The following is a 25,180-nucleotide window of genomic DNA, read 5'->3' as shown; positions in this document are numbered from 1 at the left end:
CCGGCCGGACGCATACAACCGAACGTCGGTGGTAGTTCCCTGCGAAAGGGCGCGACAGCGGCCACCGGTCTCGGATCGCGCCATCGGCGTCACCGACTGAGGAGGATCACCATGTTCATCGGCTCTCACCTGCGCACACTGACGGTCGGCGCGGCGCTGGCCGTCGCGCTGATCGGCGGTGGCGCGACGGCCACAGCGGAACCCGCGGTCACCGAGCAGCAGGCGCTCGACGCGGCACGCACCGCGCTGATGGGCGCGACCGTGCAATCGATCGAATTCGACACTTCCGACGGCACGCCCAAATGGGAGATCGACGTCATGACGCGAACGGGCGGCGGCTACGAGGTGGCGATCGACGCCCGCACCGGCACAATCGTTTCCATTGATCAGGACAACGGCTGACCGCCGACGCCAGAAGCTGAACGACACCCGCGCATTCGCCGGACGGGTGCGGTGGCGGTCTGGATAATCGGGTGGGTGCCTGACGCGGGCATGCTGGTCGAGAGGGGACGCCGGTGTCGGAGGCACGATCATTCGCGGTGGGCACGATGGCCGGGGTCAACCCGCCGCTGAGCGCCGGGCGCTTCGTGGTGCGGATGGCCCGGCTCGGCAAGCTGGATTCGGTGCTGGCCCCGGATCATTTGATCAGCATCTTCCCGCGGGCCATCTGGGATACCGAATTCACGCCGCAGGCGAAGCAGATCAGCAGCCCGGACGAACAATTCGATTACGCTCCGCTGCTCGCGCACCTGGCGGCGGGCGCAGGGCGGGTGCAGTTGGGCGTCGGGGTGGCGGACCCGCATCGCCGACATCCGGTGCTGCTCGCCCAAACCTTCGCCACCCTCGCGCACATGACCAAGGCGCCGCCCATCCTCGGCCTCGGGTCGGGGGAACGAGAGAACCTCGATCCCTACGGGTTCACCTGGAATCGCCCGGTCGCTCGGCTCGAGGAGGCGCTGCAGGTGATCCGCGCGGCGCTCACCTCGACCGAACCGCTCGACTTCGCCGGGAAGTACTACCGAATCGACGGTGCGCCGATGGATCTGCGCCCGCCTGCGGGCCGGATGCCCCAGATCTGGCTCGGCGCACACGGACCACGGATGCTCGAACTGACCGGACGCTACGCCGACGGCTGGTATCCGTGGGAGACCCAGTCACCGCAGGAGTACGAGCGACGACTTGGGCTGGTGCACAACGCCGCCCGCGCCGCCGATCGCGATCCGGCCGCCATCGTTCCCGCGCAGATGATCCAAATGCTCACCGCGCGAACGCAGTCGGGCATCCAGCGGTTGCTGCGCGCGTCGTCGATCCGCTACCTCGGCCTGCTCGCACCGCACCCGGTGTGGGACCGCTGTGGCGCGAAACATCCGTTCGGCGAAGGCTTTCGGGGGCTCATTGATCTCATGCCGCACCGGCTGACCAGAGCCGAGGTGCGCGCGGCCATCGCGGAGGTGCCCGACGAGGTGCTGCACGAGTGGCTGATGATCGGCACGCCCCCGGAGATCCTGCGCCGCATCCACGCCCTGGCCGATGCGGGGCTGCGCCATGCCATCGTCTTCCCCACGGCCGCTTTGGTTTCCGCCGCGGACGCCGCCTTCGGCTACGGTGTCGTGCTCTGGCTGGCGGCGCGCCTGCGCCGCCATTGAGCAGCCCGGTTCACTCGGGTGGGTCTTCGTCGAGTTCGGTGCGGCGGCGGACCGCGCCGATCACGGCGCGCAGCTGTGCGAGGTCCGCACCGGTACAGGCCTCGAGGTCGCCGGGAAACAGCGAGGTGGCGTGGCGGCGCTTGATCTCGTGGATCTGCTGGGCCGCTTGCTGGTCGCACACCTCGTACGCCATCTTCTCCAACTGCGGGACCATGCGGTCGTACCAGGTTCCCCCCGCGGATCGGTGCGATGCCGCGCTCTGCCGCGCGGCCACGGCGTCGGCCGAGGTGGCCGTCGGGTACTGTTCGGGCTCCACCCCACAAGGGTGACCGAATTCCGATACGACTGCCCCAAGAACAAGATTCATTGCTGAGGGATTGCCCGATGAGCGACCCGAGAACGCGCCGGTACCGAAGCTTACGGCGCCCGGCGGCCGAAGTCGGCGCGGAAGCCCGCCGCGTCGAATTCCTTGCCCGCCAACCCTGGTAGCGCTCCCGAGGACAGCACCGTGAGCTTGTTCGGCGTCCACGCGAACCAGGTGTGGGTCGGATAGTCGAGCAGCAGCCTGGCCGCGGCGGGCCTCGGCAGGCTCGTCTCCTCCACGCCGGTCGCCATCGCGCGCGGCCGATACGGCGGCGTCGGCTCCAGCTGCATGGTGTCGGGCGCGTCACGTCCGGAAATACGCACCGGCACAGCGATATACGACTCGATGCCGACGTGCTCGACGGTCACCGACCGGTCGGCTCGCGGGTCGGTCGCGTACACCGTGACCGCCGCACCGACCCGCCGCGGCACGGCATCGCCCGTGGCACCTGGGTCCTGCGAGCGGCGGAACGAGACCGCGAGGCGTTGCGCCTCCGGCGCGTCGAGCGCGCGGTCGATCGCCGCCTGTTCCGGTTCGATGAGCCAATTCCCCACGGCCCGATCATGATTCGAACATCCGGCGAGCACGAGCCCGGCGGCGAGCACGAGCGCCGCGCGCCACCCGTTCATCGGGCCGCGATGCCGTAGTCTTCGCCGAACCACACCCAGTCCGGGTTCTGGGTGTAGGAATCGAGCGCCTGCGTGACGCTGCGGCGCGAGGTCGGCCACGGGTCGCCGTAGGTGATGGTGCCCGCGTCGACGTCGAAGCCGTAGATCACCTGCGCGTGCCCACCGCCCGCCGTCCACGCGATACCGGTGAGGATCGGCCGGTTGGCCGAGATCTCGTCGACCACCTTCGTCATCGACAGCGGAGCGCCGACGGCCGCGCCGAAGCCGATCTTGCGGAACGCTGCGGCGATCTCCTCCAGCGACGCCTGCTGATCGGGGCAGCTGCCCGACGCGTCCGCACCGTGCACCAGTGCGCAGTACTGACTTTGACTGATCGGCTTGTGCAGATACGTCGCGATGGACGAACCGTCGGCCGCCCAGCACCACTGCGCCGCGCTCTGCGTCTGCTGTAGGTACGGCAACGTCTGCGCACCGAAGACGGCCGAGCGTGGTTCGGGAACCGCCGGTAGTCCCGGCGTCACCACCAACCCGAAGGACCGCCCCCCGGCCCACCCGGCCGCGTCCGGATCGGCGGCCGCGCTCGCGTGCACCGCGAGGGCCAGGCACAGTGCGGCGGGCGCGCAGAGCAGTTTCCATTTCGATGCCACATCTCATCCTTCCGAGCGCCCCGCTACTTCCCGACGGAAATGTACTGGCACGCTACACATTCCCTATCCAGGCCGCAATATGTTCGCCGCCCGCGCACGGACAATTGGGCGAGTTGCCTGAATTTACTGGCGAGACATCGCTGTTAACGATTCCTTAAATGAATCAGACCGATTTGTACGTTGCCGCCGCGCCCACTACGTGAAACACTCCTTGTTCAGTTCACTGCTCGTTCCATTCGGAAGCGTTCGAACTCCGCTCTCTCCCTGTCGTGTTCGACGATTCCTGTCCAATTATTCCTGGAGGAACCTTGCATAATTCGCGATTGTCCACCGCACTCGTCTGCGCGGTGGGGATCAGCCTCGCCCTGCCCGCTCTCGCACACGCGGAACCGGAAAAGCCCGAAATCGCCCACCACGCCTTCGGGCTCGACCGGACCGCCGCGCGCGACAGCCTCAGCCGCGACACCACCGTCGGCCTGGCGCTGCCGGTGCAGGTGGGCGCGGTCGGGGCACCGCCCGCGTCGTACTCGTTGCGGCAGTACGCGTTACCCGCGGGCGATCAGGGACCGGTCGGCTCGTGCGTGACCTGGGCGACCGGCTACACCGGCTACGGCATTCTGATGCACGAGCAGCAGATCGCAGGCAGTCCGATGGCGCCGATGTTCATCTACTCGCAGATCGCGAAGGGCAACGACGAGGGCACCTACGCCGGCGTGGCACTGCCGTTGGAGCAGCAACAGGGCATAGACACCAAAGCCGACTATTGGCAGGGCGATTTCGACTACACCACCCAGCCCGACGCCGCGGAACGCGCGAACGCCGCGCACTACAAGCTGTCCGGCGCCAAGGATCTCACCAAGGGCGATATCGTCACCAATATCAAGAGCGCGATCGCCGCCGGCCTGCCGGTACCGTTCGGATTCGAGGTCAGGGAGAGTTTCGAAAGCCTCGACGGCACCAATTACAATTACAACCCGTCCCGCGGCGAGCGGATTCTCGGCGGGCACGAGGTCACCATCGTCGGCTACGACGCCAAAGGCGTGACCATCGAGAACTCCTGGGGCCCGAATTGGGGCAACAACGGATACTTCACCGCCCCATGGTCTTTCATCACGGGTAACGACGTGAACGAGATCCACTCGATGGGCAGGCTGATCCCGGCCTGAGCGACGCGACGCGACGGCACCATGGCGGGAAATCCGCCATGGTGCTTGTCATTTCGGCGGCAACGCACCCAACCCGGACAGCGCCCCGCGATGCAGGTGTTCGATGATGTTGCGCGGTTTGCGCTTCGGGTCGCTGCGGTAGTACGCGGCGCCGGACTCGTACACGACGTAGGCCGCACCGCCATAGATCGCCATCCCCTCGGACATACTCGGCGCGCGGAAGCACGCCAGGCGTGCGGTGTCGAGCGCGCGGTCACCGGCACCACGCCGGACGACATAGATGTTGCTGCGGTAGGGACGGCCGTAGGACGTGCTGAACAGGAACAGATCATCGGTGACGGCCAGGCCTTGAGTCTTCTCGGGAACCTCCCACGGGCCTTCGCGTCCGGTCAGCTCACCGTTCATGCCGACTCGGTAGGAGTACATCGCTCCCCTGGTGTCGGTGTCGAATTGCCCGGTCCACAGCGTATCGCCGTGTTTGCCGAGGAACGAGGACCCGCCATCGACCACGATGTCGTCGCCCACCTGGGCCAGGTGGGCGGAGTCGGTGATGGCCTGGCGCAAGCGGTCCAGCCGATACTTCCGAACCCGCTTGCCCTGGCTGCCGGACACGTACGCCCAGCCCTGCTCCTCGAAGATCGCGATGCCACCGGCATGGGTCGCGTCGATCCGCGCGGCGCCGACCCGCCGACCCGTCTTCGCGTCGAGACCGATGATGAAGGCGTCGTTCTGGCTCTTCGGCGCGTACGCGCTGATCAGCAGCAGGTCGTCGGTTCCGTTCCAGCGCGACCAGGTCGCCAGCCCCTGCGGGACATGGGTGTCCAGGTCGGAAACGGTGTGGCTGCCCTTGAAATGACTGTCGTAGGTGTCCGAGGCACGGGGGCCGTTGTAGAAGGAATCAGTGCTGGACACGTGCTCGTCGCAGGAGATCGCGGCGGCGGGCGCGTTCGGTGCGCCCGCGGCGGCGAGCGCGGGCACGGCGAGGGTGAGTGCCGAGAAGAGCGCCACCACACCGCCTATCGTCCCGGTCGCACGTTCGGTGGTGTATCGATCGAAGGTCATACGGGTCATCGCTCCCTCGCCGGGTCGGCAGATCCTCGCGTAACACGTCCGCTCGTCGGGCGGCCGTTGTCCGCCCGCCACCATGCTGCGATCCGGCGACCGTCGCCGCAATGGCGAACGCACCAGCCCGGCGGCACGCCCGTTGTGCACTGTGCCGAGACCGTCACCACGCGTTGTTCCCGGCATACCACCGCGACGCGCGGCCACACCCACGGTCGGGCGGGTGCCGCGAACGCTGTGGTGGAATGACCGGATGGGACCGGACCGCGGGCACGGGCGCGTCATGGCGACCGCTCGACTCGTCGCGGCACTGCTGCTCGGCACGGCGCTGACCGGCTGCGTCGAGCGCGGCCCCGACTCCGTCCCGAGGACGCCGTCGACCGAGACGGTCATGAGCGCGCCGTCGGCCGAGGCCGTGGTCGGCCGCAGCGACACCACCCTGCTGCTGCGTGGCAGGCCCTGGTGGCCCGCCGGTTTCAACGCCCCGCAGCTGGCCACGAAGTGGGCGATCAACATCGGATGCGGGGCGCAGGTCGACCTGGACGACTATTTCGGCAAGCTGCCGCCGAACGCGTTGACCAGGGTCGGCATCTTCCAGGCGCTCGCGGTCGACAAATCGACCGGGCGACTGGACTTCTCCGCCGCCGACGCGGTGTTCGCGGCGGCGCAGCGGCACGGCCAGTTGATCCTGCCGGTGCTCGTCCCGCAGAACGGCGACTGCGACGACCAGGTGTTCAAGCAGCGCCAGTGGTACGTGCGCGGCTGGACCGAGACCACACCGGTCCCCGGCCGCACCGTGCTCAGCACCCGCGACTGGATCATCGCCGCGGTGAACCGCTGGCGCAGTTCGCCGGTGCTCGCGGGGTGGGAGGTCGTCGGCGAACCGGAACCGAGCCTGTGCGGCGCGGGCAACTGCTCCGAACGGGCCCGTAGCTGCCCGCGCGACGCCGCGGCGGTGCTGCGCCGGTTCATGGACGAATCCGGCGCGCTGATCCGCTCGCTCGACCCGCACCGGCTCATCTTCGCCGGCTTCATCGGTGGCGGCCAATGCGGCACGGCCGGTACCGATTTCGCCGATGTCGGGATGTCGCCGCAGATCGATGTGCTGGAGTACCACGACTACTCCGACGACGACGTCGCGTTGCCCGGCGACCAGCGCGACGGTTTGGCGACCCGGCTGCGGCAGGCCCGCGCACTCGGGAAACCGTTGCTGGTGGCCGAGATCGGTATGCACGCGGGCTCCTGCCGCAGCTTGGCCGAGCGCCGCGACAGCATCGGCGCGAGCCTGTCCGGTCAGCGGGCCGCGGGCTCGGCGGGCGCGCTGATCTGGGCGTTCGTGCCCGACCCTCGGCCCGAGGAATGCACCTTCGATGTCGGACCCGACGACCCGCTCTGGTCGCTGGTCGCCGAGCGGATCACCCTGGGCTGAGCCGGATCCGGTGCCGCCGGATCAGGAGGCGCCGAGCACCCGGTACAGGCGCCAATCCGGCTCCCCCGCACCATCGTTGGGTATCTCCATGGCCAACGTGGCGATCTCCGCGCCGTTCTCGTACAGCGTCGGGTATCGCCGGTTGACCGCGTCCGAGGTGCCGCGACCGGTGGCGGGGACCGCGAGGATGTAGCGCACGCCGCGCTCGGCGGGACGGTTGAGCACCCGCACGAAATCCCGGTCCGAGGGCACCACGAACTGATCGGGACGCCGCGAGGCGATCACCACAGAGAAGCCGAAGACGGTGTCCATCAGCACCGAGCCACGCGGCAGCCGCATGGCGTCGAGATAGTCGGCGACCTTGCGCCCGGTGGAGAAGGTCGCGGCGATCCGGCGCTTGTCGGCATAACGCGGAGAAGCGTTGTACGGCTGGGGAAACAGGACCGCACCGAGGGCGTACTCCTGCACGGCCAGATCGTGGTTGTTCATGCCCGCCGCCGTCACGGGCAGCGATGCGGCCAGCAGCGCCACCGTCGCGACCAGCGCGGCGGCCGGCGCCTTCGGTCGTGGCGGCGGGACGAGGGCGGCCGGGCCGGGCCGGTGGCTCGGCGGGCGCCGCCGTACCGGTACGACGCATAGCGCGAGGACCGCTGCCAGCGGAATGGCCGCCACGTAGAAGCGCAGGAACGCGAACGTCGACCCGGACAGGTAGCTCATCGTCTGGAAGGCAAGCACCGCGCCGCACAACAGGATCGGTGCGCTCACCGTGAGATCGCGCCTGCGCACCGCGAGCGCGCACGCGATCGGCAGCAGCAGCGGCAGCGCGGGACCGAGCACCGCCATCGAGGCGATCGAGTATTGCAGCGCCGCGGCCTTTTCCGCCGCCGAGGTGGCGCCGGACTGGGCCAGAATGGCGGTGTTGCCGTACTGCGAGGTGAACTGCTGGAACGCCTGGCCGGTGATCAACCAGCTCGTGCCTGCCCACACCACGAAGGCGAGCACGATCGGCGCGAGCAGCACCACCAGATCCATGGCGACGCCGGACCATCGGTGCGCGCAACCCCGCCGGCGCAGGCCGCCGAGCACGGCGACGAGCAGCGCGGCCGCCGCCGCGGGCGCCAGCGCGTCGTACCGGGTCAGGTAGGCCAGCCCGAGCGCGATGCCGCAGGCGGTCAGGTCGTGCGCGCCGTCGGTGTACACCCAGCGCATCAGCCTGCGCACGGCCCAGCACAGGCAGAACAGGAACGGCGCCTCGCTCATGCCGTTGCCGCCGTAGCAGACCACCATCGGGTTGAGCACGAAAAGCGCTGTGACGCACAGGGTCAGCCACGGCGGCGCGCCACGATCGGCGCCGATGCCGTAGATCATGGTGGCCGCGCCGCCCATGAACAGCGCCGACATCAGCACGCCGGACAGTCCCCAGGTGGTGATCGCCGGCAGCAGCGGCTCGAACGCGACCATCGGCAGCTGTGCCAGCGACGTCAACGGCGTGAAGACGAAGCCGATGGCCGACAGGTGTGGGTCGCGGCTGAACAGCGCCGCCTGGGTGGCCGAGACCCGGCTCAGCGCATCGCCCATCAGGAAGCCGCGCCCGGCCGTCAGCCAGGTGCCGGTGACCAGATACAGCAGTGTGGCCGCGCCGAAGATCGCCGTCGGCAGCCGCCGCCCCGCGGTCATTTCGCCGCCTCCGACGAGGTACCGAGACCGTGAAAGGTCTTCTCCCAGTACGACGGATTACGCAGCAGCTGCCAGCAGCCCTTGGTCGAGGCGATGCTCATCATCAGCCAGTAGAGCGGCGAGGTCAGACAGGCGACCAGCAGATCGGGCCGGTTGTTCTCCCGGCAGGCCAGTAGATTCATGTAGACCGTCGCGGCGTTGCCGATGACCAGCGCGATGAGCGCGGGGAAGTAGACGACCGAGGGGAACAGACTGCCGATCACGCTGGGCTGCCCGAGGATCCAGGCGATGCTGATGAACCAGAACACCAGATTCAGGCAGGCGATGATCGGCGTGCCTGCGAGGATCAGGGTGAAGCGGACGAAGCTGACGGTTCCGATGCTGCGCCACAACCGCATCGGCCGCCGGGTGTGTACAAGCCAGCTCTGCAGATAGCCCTTGTACCAGCGCGAGCGTTGCCGGACCCAGTTGATCGGATCGGGGTTGGCCTCCTCCAGCGTTATCGAGTCGATGACCGCGGTCGAGTATCCCGAGGCGGCGATGCGCACCCCCAGGTCGGCGTCCTCGGTGACGTTGTAGGGATCCCAGGCGCCGATCGCGGTCACCACCTCGCGGTTGAAGTGATTCGAGGTGCCGCCCAGCGGAATCGGCGCGCGGCTGCGCATCAACCCGGGCAGCAGGAACCCGAACCACAGCCCGTAGTCCATGGTGAACCACGCGGTGAGCAGGTTCTGCTTGGCGTTGTGGAAGGCGAGCTTGGCCTGGATGCAGACCACCGAGGGCGGCAGTTCGGCGAAAGCCGCCACGACCCTGCGCAATTGGAGCGGATCGGGGATGTCCTCGGCGTCGTAGATGGTGACGATGTCGCCGGTGGCCCGCTGCAGCCCGTAGTTGCACGCCTTGGGTTTGGTGCGCGGGTCGGCCGCGGGCACGAGTACCACGGTGATGTGTTCGTTTCCGCCCGTGCCTATTCCGGCGGCGCGGGCGGCGTCGATGGTCGGCGCGTCGTCCTCCTCCAGCAGGAGCAGCACCTGCAGCCGGTCGCGCGGATAGTCGATGGCGCTCAATGCGCCGATGAGGTCGCCGACCACCTCGGGCTCGCCGTAGGCCGGCACCAGGATCGTGTAGGGCGGCAGCTGCTCGTCGGTGAGCGCGCGGGCGCGTTCGTCGTCCACGGTCATGATCGCGTCGCGATCCATGCCGCGCGTGAAGATCAGGACGCGGTCGGCGAGCACCACCAGATAGCCCAGGGTGCACACCGCGACAAGGACAGTCAGCGTTTCCAGCGGGAAAACCACCGCACAGCCGACGATCACGAGCAGCGCGAGCAGCAGGGTGTTGCGCTGCCAGGGCAGGAACGCGACCGACGCCGAGGCCATCGGGTCGGACTCGCGCAGGCCGTGCACCGCCGCGTGCAGCGCGCGGGCCTTGAACGGCTCGGATTCGGGATCGAGTGCGGCGGTCACGGCTGCTCGGTTCTGGTGCGCACGATGTTCTGGGCGAGTGTCGTCAGCATCTCCCGGTCCTTGTGCTCGGAATCGGCCTCCACCGAACTGGATTGCGAGTCCAGGACGATGGCGTTGCCCCGCAGGAACTGATTCATCAGGTTGTCGAAGTTCGCCGTGATCGAGCGTTGCGGCACCGGGAACTCGGCCTCCGGCAGGTGGTTGTCGGCGGCGATCAGGCTGATCCGCTCCGCACCGCCCTCGCCACTCCAATTCCAGCTCAACCAGGTCCAGCTCAGCAGCCTGCGGTCGTCGAGCACGGTGTTGAGCCGGGCGGTGATGCCGTGGCCGAGGTCGATCAGCGCCGGTGGGCTGATCCGCGGCTGCACCAGCCGATAGAGCACGAACTCCGGGTATCGGTCGATCGCGTCGCCGTCGCTGGAACGCACGGTGTCGATCGCCACGCGGCGGCGCCGGGATTCCTTGTCCCAGTCGGGATTACCGCGCTCGGCCCGGATCATCCTGCGGGTGAACACCGCGTCCTGCCCGAGATACCTTCGTGCCCACGGGTATTCCTGCTCGTTCAAAAGCTGCCAGCCCGGCGGCGCCGCGTCCGGACGGGCGATCACCAGGCCGGGCACCCGCGGAAAACTCCGGTCGTAGTCGGCGGGCAGCGGGATGATCGCCAGCAACGCCGCCACGATCACCACCGTCACCGCCGCGCTGCGGGACTGCGCCGCGGTGAGCGGCTCCATCCGACGATCCAGCGGTTTCATCGAACGTCCCCGGCGCACATCGACATACATCGCCAAACCGACGAGGAAACCCGCGCTCACCGACGGAACCGCCTGATAGACCAGGATCGGCGCCTCCGGGAACCAGCCGCGCAGTACGAGCAGGAGCACCGCGCCGAGCACGACCACGCCCAGCACGGCGACCGCGGCCCGAGCCCGGGTACGCGCGGCGCCGATGCCCGTGCCGAAGGCCGCGAGCAGCACCATGACGAAACCCGCGGCTACCCGGCCGCCGCCGAAGGTGACCATCAGCAGCGCGTACAGCGGTGGAAAGGCCGCGAGCAGCAGCAGCCAGGCGGGCCAGAATCGGAAGACCGGTCGCAACCCGAACAGCAGCACGCACCCCGAGATCAGGAACAGCCACGCGGCCAGCACGTCCAGATGCAGCAGTTCGTACTGGTAGCGGTAGCGGGGCACCAGCAGACCGAGCACGGCCGCGCTCATGCCGAGACCGATCAGCCCGACGATGATGTCGGTCTGCCGATCGTGGATCGGCAGTTCCGGACCGCGCCGCAGCGCGATGCCGATGGCCGCGAAGGCCGCGAGCACCGGCAGCACGTAGATATAGCCGAGATAGGAGCCTTGCCGGATGTCCTGCACCAATTCGGCCCAGGTGAACCAGAAGGCGGCGACGGTGGCCAAGCCGATCAGCAACGCCCATCGCAGGACGATTCCGGCGATGGTTTCGCGCGCGTGCCGTGGGCCCGCCGAGCGCGCCATCTCAGCGCCTGCGACGACGCAGCATCAGCAGCACGACCGCCGCGACGAGCACGCCGACGACCAGCAGCACGCCGGCGGCGATCGCCAGCATCCTGGCGACGGATTCGCCCGAGACCGACGCACCGGTCGCGTCCTTCGAGACCGCCGACGGATCGAAGAACTCCGGCTCGCGCCCCTCCGCCTGGAACAGCACCGAGCCCGAGAGCCGGGACCAGCGGCGCGAATCCGCGTCCAGCCAATCCAGCGCCCTGTCGAGCTGCTCGGGCGTATTGGTCGAGGTGGCGACCACCACGGTGCGCCCGCCCGACCAGGTGGTCTGCAGCGAACCGAACGGCGTTGTCGGGTCGATCCGGACCGTGGCCTTGGTACTGTCGTCGGTCACGATCAGCGTGTCGTTGTCCTGGCTGAGCGGCAGCTGGATCGAGTCGGGCAGATCGCCGGTGGCCGTGATCAGCACGGCGGGCTTCTTCCCGCGCGCGGCGGCGTCGAAGCCGACCAGTTCGGGCCGCAGCGGCACCGCGGTCAGCCGCTGCAATCCGGTCAGGATCTTGATCGCGCGCAGGGTGTCGGTGAAACCCGGTGCGCGCAAACCGACTTGGAACTCGGGCAGCAACGCCTGCGGCAGCGCGCCGAATCCGGCCGGCACCGGTGGCGCGGCGGACGCGCTGGTCACCTCGCTGTCGGGATCGATGGTCAGGGTGACCGGCTGCTCCAGGCCACAGCCGTGCGTCAGCCCGGTCTGATGGAAGGTGACGGTCAGCGTCGTGTAGCGGCCGAGCACCTCGTCGGGGACGTCGATCCAGCGTTCGATGCGACCGCTCGCGTCCACCGGCCAGCTGTCGATGTACCTGGGGCCCGCCGTCACGGTGATATTGCCGTTCAGCGTGTTCGGCAGCGGAGTGTAGTTGCCCAGCAAGCGAACTCGGATATCCCGGGACGCCCGGCCGAGCCGCGTCTGATCCAGACCGATGTCCACGCTGACCGAGCCGATCGCGGTCGCGCTGAGCTGGGTCTCACCGAGCGCGAGCAGCGTCGTCGACTTCGGCGCGAGCTGCGGCGCCCGCGGCAGGCCGACCGCGGTCGCCCCTGAGGTGATCGCGATCCTCGTCAGATCACTGGTGAGCAACCGGATCTGGTCCTCGAGGGCGCTGCCGTTGCCGGAGATCCGCAGCACCGGCTGCTCGCCACCGCTCACCCGCAATCCCGCGTCGGGCGACTCCGCGATCTCGATCTGGCGCTCCAACAGGCCAGGGGCGTGGTCCGGTACCGCGGCACCGGCCTGCACCGGCCGCACCCGCACCGTCAGCGGTTGACCGTGGTAGCGGGCGACCAGCGCGGTGGTGAGGGAAAGCGCCGCGGCGCTCTCGGTCTCCGACGGCGTGGCCGGAAGATAGACCGTCAACTGTCGCAGGACCGGCGGCAGGAATTCGGCCACGGTCGCAGGCTGCTGCTCCGCGCCGAAGTAGTCGACCGCGGCGTCGGACAGCGTCATCGGACGGCCGAGCCAGTCCGTCACGCAGGTACCGGGTTCGGAGACCAGCGACGAGGTGAGCGTCACGGTGATCGCGTTGTTCTCCTGCTCGGCGCCGGCGAGCGAGAGCCGGACCGGTGCCCGCGGATCCTGCGGCACCTCCACCCGATCGAGCAGGCGTGTCCCCGAATGCACCTCGAGCGTGCCGCGCGCCACGTGCGGCGGTAGCTGAATCGTTCCTGTCAGCGCGGTCGGCGCCAGGCCTGGCAGTAGCGGCAGCGCGAGGCTGCGCTCGAACTGCTGACCGGGGAAGGTCAGGGCGGAGCCCATGCCGATGTCCGACAGCGATAGCGTCACATCCCCCGTGGCGGGCGCGGGCGCGGGCTCGGTCGGCGAAGGCGGCGAAGGCGCTGGTTGACCGAGCGCGACCGGCGGTACGACGGCGACGACGGCAACTGCCACGCCCACTGCGAGCAGGCACGCGCCGCGCGCACGACGCCCAAGCTGTAAGCATGCCCCGAATGTCACGCGCGGCCTCCTGCGAGTCGGTCCCGGTCAGCACTGCCGTTGCTGGCGGATTGCGCGGACGCGCCGCACACTCCGAGCGGAGCCTATAACCGCGCGTGGGCAATATCGGGTCGACATGCCAGAGCGCCTGGCCTCGGACCGCCGTGCCCTAGGCAGGCGCCCTCACCATTCGGCGAAGGACCTGTCCTTGCGGTGCCAGACGGGGTTGCGCCAGCGATGCCCCAGTCCGCGGTCCGCGCCACCGCGTCCTCGTCGACCTCGATGCCGAGGCCCGGCGCCCGCAGGAGATCGACGTAGCCGTCGCGGTAGGCGAAGACCGTGGGATCCACGAGGTAGTCGAGCAGGCCGGACCCCTCGTTGTAGTGAATGCCGAGGCTCTGCTCCGGGATCGTGCGCACCCTGCGCGAACTCGCACCCGGCAGTGCCATGCTCGCGCACGACGACGCGGCCACCATCGCCGCGCGCTGCGCACCTCGGCGACCTGACCGCAGCCGCGTGGCGCGACTGTGCGTGCGGCTCAGCGGGTTTCGGTGTCGCGGTGGCGCAGCTCCCGCGCGATCAACGTGTCGACCAGGTCGTTCAAGTCGTCGACCAGGCCGGAGGCGCCGCCGCCGTGCGCGAGATTGCGGAGTTCCAGCGGGTCTTCCTGACGATCGTAGAGTTCGTACTCGAACTCGCCGCGCGGCCGGTCGAGCTGTTCGGCGGTGCCGTATCTGGCGAAGCTGTAGCGGGCGGTGATCGCGCCGCGCAGGCAGTACCTGCTGCCCGGCAGCTGTCCCCCACTGGATTTCGCGTCCGAGGTGAGCAGGATCGCGTCCCGGACCGTGCGCGCCGGATCGGCCAGCACCGGAACGAGATTCCGGCCGGGGCCCGAACCCGCTGCGGCACCGTCGATCCCGGCCAGGGCCGCCAAGGTCGGCACCAGATCGATATGGGAGGTCAACGCGTTCGCGGTCCGGCCGTGCACGCTGGGATCGCGCGGATCGGCGATGACGAGCGGCACGCGGTTGTTCTCCCGATAGATCATCGCGCCCTTCTGCCGCAGGCCGTGCGCGCCACCGAGTTCGCCGTGATCGGCGACCCGCACCACCACGGTGTTGTCCGCCGCGCCGCCGCGGTCCAGCGCCGCAAGCACCCGACCGGTCAATTCGTCTGTGCGGCGTAGCAATTCGAGGTACCAGTTACCCCAGCGCCGCCACTGCTGCCTGGCGTCGTCGGAGTCGAGCTCGGTCGGCATCGGCCCGCCGACGATGCCGTTGATGGTGCGCCACCGGCTCTGCACTCGCGGCTTGGTACTCAGGTCGGATTCGAAATTCGGTGGCACGTCGGCACCGTGCTCCGGCACGTCCTCGAAGCGGTACAGGCGCGGGCAGAACATCATGTCGTGCGGATTCACCATGCTCACCACGCACAGCCACGGCTCGGGATCCGCGCCGTGGCGCCGCAACCAGTCCACCGCGTGCTCGACCACGCCGGGGTCCTGCTGGGTGCCCTCGTTCGGGCCGCCCGCCGACAGGATGTCGATGGCTTCGTCGAACCCGTACGCCGACAACCCCGTCGGCTCGGCCGCCACCGAATCCGACAGGTGCCACTTGCCGATATAGGCCGTGCGGTACCCGCCGTCGCGCAACACCGTGCCGAGCGTCGGGATCGCGGTGTCCAGGTCAGGGCTCCAGGTCTGGATCGCGCCGAGCACCGTGCCCATCAGATCGTTGCCGCGCACGTTGTCGAGCATCCCGCTCACCGGTGCCTGTAGCCCGGTGAACAGGGTGGAGCGCGCGGGTGAGCACGGGGCGGTCGGCGTGTGATGCATGGCGAAGCGCACCCCGTTCGCCGCCAGTCGCGCCCGCGCGGGCAGCTCGAATCCCGGCGGCAGCACCACATCCGCCCGCTCCTGATCGGTCATCAGCACGAGGATGTTCGGCCGAGCCGACGGTGCGGCCGTCGCCGCGGCCGCGCGTAGCAACGGCACCGCAACGGGCGCGGCGGCCATCATCCCGAGCACGCGGCGACGATCGAGGCGTCGCGCACGCGGCTCGGGTCGATCGGAGTTGTCTACTGTCATCGCGAACCCTTCGCTGTGCACAGCGATTGTTCCTCAGATCCTTTCGGCACGCGAACGAGTTGACGATGTCCGGCGCGCTCGCGGCCGCGACGACGCCGGTTACCTCAGGGTTGCGGCCGCCGCCGCCAGATCGTCGACGCTGCCCGCCATGATGGTTCGAAGGTGGGCGGTGAGGTGGGCGACGGGCCAGTCCCACCAGGCGATGTCGAGCAGACGGGCGATATCGGCGTCGCTGTAGCGGCTGCGCAGCAGCCGTGCCGGATTGCCCCCGACGATGCCGTAGTCGGGCACCGTGCCGGTCACGACGGACCCGGCGCCGATGATCGCGCCGTGCCCGATCCGCACACCGGGCAGCACGGTGACGCCGTTGCCGAACCACACGTCGTTGCCGACAACGGTGTCGCCGCGGTTCGGCAAATCCGTGAGCAGATCGACATGCTGGGCCCACGAGCCGCCCATCATCGGAAACGGAAACGTCGACGGACCGTCCATGCGGTGGTTGGCGCCGTTCATGATGAACCGCGTTCCGGTGCCGAGCGCGCAGAACTTCCCGATGATCAACTTCTCCGGGCCGTAGTGATACAGCACGTTGCGGGTCTGGAACGCGGTCGCGTCGTCCGGGTCGTCGTAATACGAGTACTCCCCGACCTCGATCAGCGGCGAGGTGAGCAACGGCCGCAACTGCACCACGCGCGGCTGGCCTCGCATGGGATGCAACACGGTTGGGTCGGCGGGTGACAAGGCAGGACTATCGGGCACAGCGGAACTCCTTCGGTACGTGGGGAATCGGTGGATCAGACGGAGACGGTGGCACGCAGCGCGAGGTGCGCGCCCCGCCAACGCGCCCGCAGGCGCCGATCGTGGCTGACGATCACGAGGGCGCCGCGGTAGCCGGCCAACGCGGTCTCCAGATCCTCGACCAGTCCGGGTGACAGATGGTTGGTGGGTTCGTCGAGCAACAGCGCGTCGACGGGCTCGGTGACCAACCGCGCCAAGGCAAGTCGCTGCCGCTGCCCGGTGGACAGCTCCGCAACGCGGGCGGTGAGCCGGGTCCGATCGAACAGGCCGAGCGACATCAGCATTTCGGCATGCCGATCCGCCCCGCCACCGCGCCCTCGGCCGAAGGCCGCGAGCAGTGTCTCGCCGGGTACGCCGGGCGGCGGCTCCTGCGCGAGATAGCCGACCCTGCCGCGCCGCACGACGGTGCCGCGATCCGGCGCCACCGCGCCGGCCAGCACCCGGAGCAAGGTGGTCTTGCCTGCCCCGTTCGGGCCGGTGATCAACAGCCGATCGCCGGCCGCGACCGTGATATCGGTCCGGGCCAGCCTGCCGTCGACCGCGACGTCCGTCGCCTCGAGCACGGCGCCGCCGGTGCGACCCACGTGCAGAGCGGGGGTGAACCGCAACGGTTCCGGTGGCGGGGGTACCGGATCGGCGAGGTGGCGCCGCAACCGTTCCTCGGTATTGCGGACCCGGCTGGCCAGCGACTGCTGGACCCGGCCACCGGCGCGGTCGTAACCGAGCTTGTTGTTGTCGCGCATCGCCCGGCCGGGCGCGACCCGACGCGCGGTGGTCGCGGCGAACTCGCGGAGCCGATCGACATCGGCCTGCCATCGCGCGTACGCCTGCACCCACCGTTCCCGGGCGGCCGCCTTCTCCGACAGGAACCCCGAGTAGCCGTTGCCGTAGCGAACGACGGTGCGCCGGTCCGCGTCGACCTCGAGCAGGGTGGTCGCGACCCGTTCCAGGAAAGTCCGGTCGTGCGACACCGTGACCGTGGTGCCGCTCCTGCCGCGTAGATGCTCTTCCAGCCAGGTCAGCGCGTCGTCGTCGAGGTGATTTGTCGGTTCGTCGAGCAGCAGTACTTCTGATCCGGCCGCCAGCACCGCGGCCAGGCGCAACCGGACCTGCTCGCCGCCGGACAGTTCGCCGACGACGCGATCGCGACGGACCAGTCCGAGGCCGAGACCGTGCAACGCGCGCTCCACCCTGGCATCCGCGTCGTAGCCGCCGCGCAGCTCGAAAATCGTTGTCAGCTCGCCGTATTCGGCCAGGCCACGGTCGTCGCCGGTGCTCATCGCGACCTCGAGGCCGCGCATCCGCCGCTCGATCGCGCGGAGCTCGCCCATGGCGCGATCGATGACCTGCCGCACGGTCAGGTGCGGCGGCAGGTACTCGTCCTGCGCGAGATATCCGACGCCGCCGTCGGCCTGGACGACGATCTCCCCCGCGTCGGGCTGTTCCCGACCCGCGAACAGGCGCAGCAGGGTGGTCTTGCCGGAGCCGTTCTCGCCGATGATCCCGGTGCGCTCGCCCGCGGCGAGCACACAGTTCAGCTCATCGAGGATCGGTCGGCCGTGAAAGGACTTGGTGACCGCGTGCGCGGTGATCTGGGTTGGCATAGGCGCACTCCGAAGCATTCGAGGACGCGGCGATCGAGCACCGCAGGACCGGGTGAACACTTCGAATGACCATCGGCCTACCTCACTAGTGCGACGAATGTTGCATTAGTATGGTGCCATACGCCCGTCCCCTAGAGCAACCGGATCATCGACATTGCCTCCTTCACCGCCCTCGACGCCAGATTCGCCGCCCCGACCCCGTCCGGGCGGTCGCACCGCACGCACCCGGGAGCAGGTCCTCGACGCGGTCCGCGCGGAACTGACCGAACACGGCTACGACGCGCTCACCGTCGACACGGTCGCCGCACGCGCCGGCGTGCACCGCACCACGGTGTATCGCCGCTGGCGCGATGTCGCGGGGCTGATCACCGATGTGTTCGCCGCGGCGCGCGACCTGGACTGGCACCCGCGCGACACCGGGACGTTGCGCGGTGACCTGACCGCGCTGAACCAGGAGATCCAGGACTCGCTGACCGAGGAATCCTCGATCGCCGAGGCGCTGATCGCGGTCTCGTTCCGCTCCGAGGCGGCCGCCACCGCGCTGCGGCGGCTGTGGGCGGACCGCTACGCCCAATCGGAGATCGTCGTCGAACGCGCGATCGACCGCGGCGAACTCCACCCCGGTGTCGACGCGCGCGCCCTGCTCATCGCGGCGACCGCGCCGCTCTATCACCAGCTGATCTTGCTGCGCACCCCACCCGATCCCGGTCTGCCTGAGCGCGCGGCGGCCGCGGCCGCGCTCGCCGCGCACGCGGGCGCGTTCGCCGAAACGACTGGGGGCCAGGCTAAACCGCGTCGACGGCCAGGGTCCCGAAGCGACTGACGTTCGCGTGATTGTGCCCGTCGGGACTGGTGATCACGACCTCGGACGGGTTGGTCAGCGCGATGCAGCAGTAGTTGTCGCCATCACGCTGGACATCGATCGAGAGCAACCGCCGGTCGGCGCCGCGCTGCCACTCGTCCATCGCCTCGTACAACCCACGCATGGAAGGACTTTCGAAGTAGAGGAGATTGCGCTTGTTCGTGTCCGACATGAGACCGGCCTCCATTCGCGTCGCGGGGAATCCGTGACGCCTCCCCGTCCATAGTGCGCTACACCGGCATTCGATCGGTGCCGAAGACGCGGCCGAACATGTCACCGCCGTGGCTCGTCGCCGCGGGCTCGCCCTCGACCAGGCGGAAGGTCCGGGTGCCGTCCGGCAGCCGTTCGGCCCGCAGGAACAACTCGGAATCGCCACGGCGGTCGTAGAATTCCCGGGCCAGATCGTGCAGGTGGGTCACGCAGAAGATTTTGACGCCCGCGTCGCGCAGTGCGCGCAGGATCGGCTCGGCGATCTGGGTTCCTTCGCGTTCGTTCGTCGAGGCGAACGGCTCGTTGCACAGCAGCAGCGCCCCGGGACCGATCACCTCGGTGATCTCGCGCATGCGCGCCAGCTCCTCCTGCAACCGGCCGTAGGTCATGGTGGCGTCGTCTTCGGTCCGGAAATGCGTGCAGACCCCCGCCCGCACGTCGGCCGCGAAACTGTCCGCCTGCACGAACATTCCGGCTTGCAGCATCACCTGAGCGAGACCGGCGCTGCGCAGGAAGGTGGACTTGCCACCGCTGTTCGCGCCGGTGACGAAGATCAGCGAGCGCCGCGCGCCCTCGATCGCGTTCCCACCGACCGGCGCGCTCGACGAGAGCACCAGGGTGGGATCGCGCAACTCCCGGCACCGGAACTGCGGCGCGCCGAGCGGCAGCGGCCGCGGAAAACACAGCGGATAGCCCGCGGCGCTCAACCGTTCGTGCAGGTTGACGCAGCCGAGGTAGAACGCGAGTTCAGTGCGCAGCGACAGAAAGAACTCGGCCAAGAGATCCGTCGCGTGCGAGACGGTGTCGGCCACCGGAGCCAAGCCGCGTCCGATCAGCCGGGCCAGGTACTGCGCGCCCTTCTCGTCTCCGCCCGGAAGGGTGAAGCCACGCCTGCCCCGTCGATCGACGCCGAATATCCCGCGCCGTGCCGGTCCAGGCGGCTCGTGCAGCACGATGTCGACCGGCTTGTTCCCCACGCCGAGTCCGGCGCCGAGCGCGATACCGTGCTCGAAACGCAGTGCGTCGATATGGGTTTCGACGGCGTCGAGCACCTTGTCCGGGAACCGCGCGGCGACCAGCGCCGACAGCCGTGCGAAGCCCGCCGACCGTAGGTCGAGCGCGGCACATGCCGCGCGCACCCGCCGCACGCGGTCGAGCGATTCGGCGAGCGGTTCCAGCGAGAGATTCAGCTTCGCGCGCGGCGCCCCGCCGCGGCCGATCGTCCACCGGCGCACACCCGCACCGGCGCAAGCCAACTCGTACAGGCGGCGGACGGCACCCGGGTCGGCCAGACAGTCGGCGAGCACTTGCTGGCGGTACTCGATCGTCGCCGGGTCGATCGAGCCGTGCATCATGATCGACTCGACGCTGTCGCGCAGGAACGGATCACCGGCCGCCATCGCGTCGAACAGGATGTCGAGGCCGAGATCCCGGACCACCGCCGAACCGTGGCGCACCGTGTGCGGACCCACGGAATCCGGTTCCAGCAGACCGACACTCACCGGGCGATCCTTTCCGCTATGGCGGCGTAGCCCAGGCCGAACAGATCCGCGATCGCCGCCGCGTGTGCCTTGCCGTCCGCGGGTCTGCGCATGATCCGGAACGTGCGCGTGGTGGGGTCGTCACCGACTCCGGCCACCATGCTGACGATCGCCGGATGCGGTTGCGCCAGCTCGTCCAGAAACGTGACGTAGCCGGCGACGGCGCCGCGCTCGATGATGCGGCGTACCACCGCATCGCCGATCTGTAGCGCGTCGGCCGTCGTGGTGGAACTGAATGTCTCGTTCAGGATGATGAGCGAGCGATCCGTGCAGGCACGCAGCGCGCCGTGCACCTCGGTGAGTTCGTCGTGCAGTTTTCCCGCCGAGTCCGTGGCGCCTTCGCTGCGCTCGAAATGGGTGGACAGCCGGTCGACGAGCGGCAGCGTGGCGCTCACCGCGGGCACCGGGCACCCGAGCGCCGCCAGATAGGCGAGCTGGCCGACCATTCGGGCGAAGGTGCTCTTGCCGCCCTGGTTCGGCCCGGTGACCACCAGTACCCGCTCGTCGCCGCTGAGTCCGAAGTCGTTGGGCACCACCGATTCCCCGGTGCCGCGGCGAGCGACGGCCAACGCGAGGTCGTATCCCCCGCGCACCGCGATCTCCTCGAACCGCTCGGTCGGCATCGGCAGGCAGAACGTCAACCCGTCGCCGGTCAGATGGTCCACGAATTCGAGAAAAGAGAGATAGAAACGCAGCTCCTGATAGCAGGATTCGACCGAGGCAGCGAAGAAATCGGGGTGTGCGGCACAGAAATTCGCCAGCTCCGCGAATGCTGCCGGATACAGTTCGGCGACCCGATCGACAAGCTGTTCCGCCACGTAGTGCACGGTGGTGGACAGGACTTCCGGCGCGGCGGGCTTGGGGTGAAAGCCGTGCACGAGCGGCGCGAAGACCTGCTCGATGGTCGTGCCGTAGTCGTGCACGCCCTCCTCGCGCGTCACCCAGACCTGTTGCCCGTCGATGGACATGGTGTAGCGAACGGCGTCGAGCAGGGATCGCACGCGCGCGGCCGCAGCCATGAGCGACTCGAATTCAGCTGTGGCCAGGTACGTTTCGAGATAGCTCTGCCACCCGCGCAAGCCGCGCGATGCGGTGGTCACCCCGGCGAGCGCTTCGCTGAGAGCCGTCAAGGCGCGGCCGTAACGGAGCACGGCGTCGAGATACAGCCGGTGTTTCGTGTGCCGGTGCTGTTGTTCGGCCGACGCGGTAGAGAACGCGCGCACGATCCGCAGCTGCGTCGCGAATTCGTATAGAGCTCCCGTAGCTCCGCGCGGGCTAGATCGCGAAAGATCTCCTGCCGGAACAGCACTGTGTCCAGGTCCGCTACCGGCGACCGCAGATACCTGGCCAATGTCGGATCCGCGCGGGCGATGATGGTGAAGATCTCGTCGAGATTCAGGTCGGTGATCGTCCGCGCGTCGACGGCCGCGCCCACCGCGTCACCGGCGGGCCACAGGATGCTGCCGAATCGAGACATCAATGTCCCCTTGCTCAGTCCGCTGGGCCGACTCCCCGGGACGCTCCCCGAACTCCGCCCCGTTCGGACGTTAGCACACGAAACTTCGTCGCCATCGAAGTTGCCGCTAGCACGTAACCTATTTGCTTTACCGGCATATTTACGGCATCTTTACGGGTAGGTGCGCCGGGAAGTCTGGTCGGCAAACCCGGCCCGCGCTCGCGGGACGGGTCGGATCGACGTTGGAAGCCACCGATGTTCATTACTCTTCGCGACCAGAACGGCGCTGCCCTCGATTACGTGACCATGGCCCTCGGCTGGGATCCGGTGCGCGCCGGACGTTGGTTCGGCACCGGCAAGGACATCGACCTCAACGCCTCCGCGTTGCTCTTCGCAGGCAATCAGATCGTCGACGTCGTATACCACGAACAATTGATCTCGCGCGACGGCGCGGTGCGCCACCTCGGCGACAGCACCACCGGAGAAGGCAAGGGCGACAACGAGATCATCACCGTCGACCTGACCAGAATGACACCGGAGATCACCGCCGCGATCTTCATCGTGACCTGCTACACGGGACAGACCTTCGCCCAGATCGAGAACGCCTTCTGCCGCTTGATCGATAGCGTGTCCGGCATTGAACTCGCCCGCTACGACCTGAGCGCCGCCGGCCCGCACACCGGCCTCGTGATGTGCAAGGTCTACCGCACCGACGGCGTATGGCAATTCGAGTCCATCGGCGAACCGATCCGCGCCGAACACCCCGCCGAAGCCATCCCCCTGGTCCGAGAACTCCTCGCCACCAAGATCTGAACGCATCGACCAGCCCCTCGGCGCCGCTCGACCGGCGAGGCAAGTCCTGGCGCCGTCGGCTCAGTGGGGCCGGGCGGTCAGGGCTTGCAGGGAGGCGGCGGCGGTGAGGAGGGCTTGGGAGCGGGCAGTGAGGGTGGCGTCGCGGGCGGCAAGGGCGGCGTGCAGGTCGGGGGTGGCTTGGCGGAGTTCGGGGAGCAGGGTGCGCAGGTGCGGGATCGGGTAACCGGACTTGCGGAGCTGGTGGACGATACGGGCGTCGCGGACCTGGGTCGGGGTGTAGCGGCGGGCGGACCGGTGACGGTCGGGGACGACGAGACCCGCTGCGTCCCAATGGCGCAACGTCGACGGGCGGATGCCTAGGGCGTCGGCCAGCTCCGACACGGTCATCGAATCGGAAGGACGCTCGGCCGCAATGGGTTCGGCGGAGATGGTCGCGGCGGCGGCCTTGGCGTGGGCGAGTTCCAGACGTTCGGTGCGCAACCGGGCATGTGCGGCGTCGAGCATGGCCAGCGCCTCGGCGCGCGGGCCGCTGTGCACGGCACGCACGATCTGTTTGGCGTCGACAGGTCCGGTGCCCACGGCGAGGGCACGGTAGGCCAGCGCGGCGTGCAAGTGTTGTTCGCCGTAGACGCGATGACCGGTCGGCGTGCGCTCGGCGGGCGGCAGCACCCCGTCGCGTTCGAGGTTGCGGATCTGCTGCACCGAGTACCCCGACCGGCGCGCCACGTCGACGGTGCGCTTGACCTGCGAGTTGAGGTTTTTCATACAGATCTCCTCGTCAACATGGTCCAGGTCCACACAAGCACTTGAATGAGAAGCTGGAACCTATGACCATAGACGAGATCATCGAACTGCTCACCGACCTCGACGGCATCCTCATCCTGCAACCCGGTCCCGGCGACGGCACCCCGGAGATCGCTTGGGGCGACAAGTTCTTCTACTACTCCCCCGACGGGACCGTCCCGACCAATACCCAGCCTGTCGCCACCATCGTCACCAAGGACTATCCCGACGATCAGAGTTCCCGGCTGGACCGCCCCGACGCCTTCCGCCTCAACATCTCGGTCGGCAAACAGGCTTTCATCGACACCCTCGGCTATTCACCCCGGGAAATCCCCGACGCCGTCGACTACGGCAGCACCGACGTGTTCCTCCCGCACCCGACCTACGCGAGCGCGGGCTGGGTCGCCGTCGTCGATCCCGCTGCCCGGACCAGCGATTCGGCCCGTCGACTCCTGCGCGCCGCCTACGATCGCGCCAGTGCCCGCTACGAACGCCGCACGGTCACCGAACCGCGATGATCACCCGCCGTAGCGGAGCACGAAGCGGCGCAGGATCCGCTGCGGCGCGGTGATCGTCTCCTGGTGGCCGAGCCGGGTCAGATAGTCGGCCTCGTCGGGGTCGAAATATCCTGCGTGCCGGTAGATTTCGATACGCAGCGCGAGTCCGTCGCCATCCAGTTCCGGATGGAACTGGGTGGCGTAGACATTGCGGGCGACGCGGATCATCTGGACCGGACAGTCGACGGAACCCGCGAGCAGGACCGCCTTGGGCGGCACGGCCTGGCACGCCTCCTTGTGCCCGACGAAAGCACGGAAGTTGCTCGGAACACCTTGCAGCAGTGGATCTTCACGGGCCGCGTCGGTCAATTCGATGGTCTGTGCGCCAGCCGTCTCGCCGTATTTCTCGGTGCTGACCGTGCCGCCCAGCACGTCCGCCAGCACGCTCAACCCGTAGCAGGCACCCAGATAGGGGAAGTCCCTGCCGACGATCTCGGTCAGCATTTTCTTCAAAGCCGGCTCGAAGCGCCGTTGATAGTCGTACTTTTCGGCGTCGGGACTACCGACATTGCTGGGTCCGCCGCCGACGATCACCGCGGCGTAATCGTCGAGGGCGAGATCGGGGAAGCCCTCCTCCATCCGAACGCGCACCACGTCACCGGCGTCGAGTTCGCCTGCGCGCAGGATGGCGCGGTATTCGTCATCCGCGGCAGCACGCTCAGGCCGCAATTGCAGCAGCAGAAAAGGCTTGGGCATGCACCGATTGTGCAAGACCCGCGGCAGGAAGGGAGCCCCCCGATTGTCGGCGTGTTCGCCGGTGCGAGGTTCGGCGCCGTCCGGCTCCGGTACTGTCCGGCTGGTCGACAACGAAGAGTTGTGGGAGGACCGGTCTCCCGCGCACCGCCCGACCAGCTCACCGTCGAACGGACGGTACTTACCAACGGGAGCCGAGCACTCGAGGAAGGGGACGGAC

Annotated in this window: 25 protein-coding genes; 7 read left to right on the top strand and 18 right to left on the bottom strand. The window is 68.6% G+C overall.

What is annotated here, in order from left to right:
• Window positions 1-111 precede the first annotated feature (111 nt).
• Both F5X71_RS13745 and F5X71_RS13740 read left to right on the top strand, forming a co-directional pair.
• On the top strand, window positions 112-402 hold the full coding sequence (locus F5X71_RS13745) for a PepSY domain-containing protein (protein WP_167462291.1): 291 nt from the start codon (window positions 112-114) through the stop codon (window positions 400-402).
• A gap of 113 nt (window positions 403-515) precedes the next feature.
• Entirely contained in the window at window positions 516-1,646 is a 1,131-nt protein-coding gene (locus tag F5X71_RS13740; protein WP_167462290.1) for an LLM class flavin-dependent oxidoreductase, read from the top strand.
• A gap of 10 nt (window positions 1,647-1,656) precedes the next feature.
• Here the strand turns inward: F5X71_RS13740 and F5X71_RS13735 are convergent, their stop codons facing one another.
• From F5X71_RS13735 to F5X71_RS13725, 3 genes are all read right to left on the bottom strand, one after another.
• Window positions 1,657-1,962: a hypothetical protein gene (locus F5X71_RS13735; RefSeq protein WP_167462289.1), complete on the bottom strand. Its 306-nt coding sequence runs from the start codon at window positions 1,960-1,962 to the stop codon at window positions 1,657-1,659.
• Between the two features lie 101 nt (window positions 1,963-2,063).
• Window positions 2,064-2,639 carry a hypothetical protein gene (locus F5X71_RS13730; protein WP_167462288.1) on the bottom strand — a complete coding sequence of 192 codons (576 nt, stop codon included), beginning with the start codon at window positions 2,637-2,639 and terminating at the stop codon, window positions 2,064-2,066.
• Window positions 2,636-3,286 (bottom strand): papain-like cysteine protease family protein, encoded by a 651-nt coding sequence (locus tag F5X71_RS13725; protein WP_167462287.1) that lies wholly within the window; start codon window positions 3,284-3,286, stop codon window positions 2,636-2,638. Before F5X71_RS13725 ends, F5X71_RS13730 begins: the two co-directional genes overlap by 4 nt.
• 323 nt (window positions 3,287-3,609) lie before the next feature.
• Between F5X71_RS13725 and F5X71_RS13720 the strand changes: the two genes are divergently transcribed.
• On the top strand, window positions 3,610-4,452 hold the full coding sequence (locus tag F5X71_RS13720) for a C1 family peptidase (RefSeq protein ID WP_203218296.1): 843 nt from the start codon (window positions 3,610-3,612) through the stop codon (window positions 4,450-4,452).
• Between the two features lie 48 nt (window positions 4,453-4,500).
• Here the strand turns inward: F5X71_RS13720 and F5X71_RS13715 are convergent, their stop codons facing one another.
• Window positions 4,501-5,514 (bottom strand): hypothetical protein, encoded by a 1,014-nt coding sequence (locus F5X71_RS13715; protein ID WP_167462285.1) that lies wholly within the window; start codon window positions 5,512-5,514, stop codon window positions 4,501-4,503.
• A gap of 283 nt (window positions 5,515-5,797) precedes the next feature.
• On the opposite strand from F5X71_RS13715, the gene F5X71_RS13710 reads away from it, so the two are divergent.
• Entirely contained in the window at window positions 5,798-6,943 is a 1,146-nt protein-coding gene (locus F5X71_RS13710; RefSeq protein ID WP_167462284.1) for a beta-mannosidase, read from the top strand.
• 21 nt (window positions 6,944-6,964) lie between these two features.
• Here the strand turns inward: F5X71_RS13710 and F5X71_RS13705 are convergent, their stop codons facing one another.
• The 8 genes from F5X71_RS13705 to F5X71_RS13670 form a co-directional block, all read right to left on the bottom strand.
• Entirely contained in the window at window positions 6,965-8,620 is a 1,656-nt protein-coding gene (locus tag F5X71_RS13705; RefSeq protein WP_167462283.1) for an ABC transporter, read from the bottom strand.
• Window positions 8,617-10,086: a glycosyltransferase gene (locus F5X71_RS13700; protein ID WP_167462282.1), complete on the bottom strand. Its 1,470-nt coding sequence runs from the start codon at window positions 10,084-10,086 to the stop codon at window positions 8,617-8,619. The genes F5X71_RS13705 and F5X71_RS13700 overlap by 4 nt, the downstream gene beginning before the upstream one ends.
• The gene (locus tag F5X71_RS13695; protein WP_167462281.1) at window positions 10,083-11,579 is read right to left on the bottom strand and encodes an exosortase/archaeosortase family protein; all 1,497 of its coding nucleotides are present in this window, start codon (window positions 11,577-11,579) and stop codon (window positions 10,083-10,085) included. Before F5X71_RS13695 ends, F5X71_RS13700 begins: the two co-directional genes overlap by 4 nt.
• A 1-nt stretch (window position 11,580) precedes the next feature.
• A complete protein-coding gene (locus F5X71_RS13690; protein ID WP_167462280.1) occupies window positions 11,581-13,512 on the bottom strand; it encodes a hypothetical protein in 1,932 nt (643 codons plus the stop codon).
• 149 nt (window positions 13,513-13,661) lie between these two features.
• A complete protein-coding gene (locus tag F5X71_RS13685; RefSeq protein ID WP_203218295.1) occupies window positions 13,662-14,006 on the bottom strand; it encodes a hypothetical protein in 345 nt (114 codons plus the stop codon).
• Between the two features lie 89 nt (window positions 14,007-14,095).
• Window positions 14,096-15,643, bottom strand: coding sequence for a sulfatase-like hydrolase/transferase (locus tag F5X71_RS13680; RefSeq protein WP_167462279.1), 1,548 nt, complete (start codon window positions 15,641-15,643; stop codon window positions 14,096-14,098).
• A gap of 99 nt (window positions 15,644-15,742) precedes the next feature.
• Window positions 15,743-16,351 carry a CatB-related O-acetyltransferase gene (locus F5X71_RS13675; protein WP_167466455.1) on the bottom strand — a complete coding sequence of 203 codons (609 nt, stop codon included), beginning with the start codon at window positions 16,349-16,351 and terminating at the stop codon, window positions 15,743-15,745.
• Window positions 16,352-16,437: 86 nt separating this feature from the next.
• On the bottom strand, window positions 16,438-18,045 hold the full coding sequence (locus F5X71_RS13670) for an ABC-F family ATP-binding cassette domain-containing protein (protein ID WP_174817064.1): 1,608 nt from the start codon (window positions 18,043-18,045) through the stop codon (window positions 16,438-16,440).
• Window positions 18,046-18,199: 154 nt separating this feature from the next.
• Here F5X71_RS13670 and F5X71_RS13665 point away from each other — a divergent pair, with 154 nt between their 5' ends.
• Window positions 18,200-18,868 carry a TetR/AcrR family transcriptional regulator gene (locus tag F5X71_RS13665; protein ID WP_174817063.1) on the top strand — a complete coding sequence of 223 codons (669 nt, stop codon included), beginning with the start codon at window positions 18,200-18,202 and terminating at the stop codon, window positions 18,866-18,868.
• Here the strand turns inward: F5X71_RS13665 and F5X71_RS13660 are convergent.
• Genes F5X71_RS13660 through F5X71_RS13645 form a run of 4 tightly spaced genes read right to left on the bottom strand, consistent with a single transcriptional unit; the run spans window position 18,831 to window position 22,135 of the window.
• Window positions 18,831-19,079, bottom strand: coding sequence for a hypothetical protein (locus tag F5X71_RS13660; protein WP_167462277.1), 249 nt, complete (start codon window positions 19,077-19,079; stop codon window positions 18,831-18,833). The two genes, F5X71_RS13665 and F5X71_RS13660, sit on opposite strands and share 38 nt — an antisense overlap.
• 58 nt (window positions 19,080-19,137) lie before the next feature.
• Entirely contained in the window at window positions 19,138-20,619 is a 1,482-nt protein-coding gene (locus tag F5X71_RS13655) for a MutS-related protein (protein WP_167462276.1), read from the bottom strand.
• Complete coding sequence (locus F5X71_RS13650; protein ID WP_167462275.1) at window positions 20,616-21,788, bottom strand: MutS-related protein; 1,173 nt, start codon at window positions 21,786-21,788, stop codon at window positions 20,616-20,618. Before F5X71_RS13650 ends, F5X71_RS13655 begins: the two co-directional genes overlap by 4 nt.
• Window positions 21,785-22,135 carry a hypothetical protein gene (locus F5X71_RS13645; protein ID WP_167462274.1) on the bottom strand — a complete coding sequence of 117 codons (351 nt, stop codon included), beginning with the start codon at window positions 22,133-22,135 and terminating at the stop codon, window positions 21,785-21,787. Before F5X71_RS13645 ends, F5X71_RS13650 begins: the two co-directional genes overlap by 4 nt.
• Window positions 22,136-22,369: 234 nt before the next feature.
• Here F5X71_RS13645 and F5X71_RS13640 point away from each other — a divergent pair, with 234 nt between their 5' ends.
• Window positions 22,370-22,927 (top strand): TerD family protein, encoded by a 558-nt coding sequence (locus F5X71_RS13640; RefSeq protein WP_167462273.1) that lies wholly within the window; start codon window positions 22,370-22,372, stop codon window positions 22,925-22,927.
• A 60-nt stretch (window positions 22,928-22,987) separates the two neighbouring features.
• Here the strand turns inward: F5X71_RS13640 and F5X71_RS13635 are convergent, their stop codons facing one another.
• A complete protein-coding gene (locus F5X71_RS13635) occupies window positions 22,988-23,692 on the bottom strand; it encodes a MerR family transcriptional regulator (RefSeq protein ID WP_167462272.1) in 705 nt (234 codons plus the stop codon).
• Between the two features lie 62 nt (window positions 23,693-23,754).
• On the opposite strand from F5X71_RS13635, the gene F5X71_RS13630 reads away from it, so the two are divergent.
• The gene (locus tag F5X71_RS13630; protein WP_167462271.1) at window positions 23,755-24,228 is read left to right on the top strand and encodes a DUF6194 family protein; all 474 of its coding nucleotides are present in this window, start codon (window positions 23,755-23,757) and stop codon (window positions 24,226-24,228) included.
• On the opposite strand, the gene F5X71_RS13625 is transcribed toward F5X71_RS13630, so the two are convergent.
• Window positions 24,229-24,963 (bottom strand): glutamine amidotransferase, encoded by a 735-nt coding sequence (locus F5X71_RS13625; protein ID WP_167462270.1) that lies wholly within the window; start codon window positions 24,961-24,963, stop codon window positions 24,229-24,231.
• Window positions 24,964-25,180: the final 217 nt, after the last annotated feature.

The sequence above is a fragment of the Nocardia brasiliensis genome, from assembly GCF_011801125.1.
GTDB lineage: Bacteria > Actinomycetota > Actinomycetes > Mycobacteriales > Mycobacteriaceae > Nocardia > Nocardia brasiliensis_C.
The sequence above is the reverse complement of the archived record's forward strand: the minus strand, read 5'-3'. Positions and strand labels throughout refer to the sequence as shown.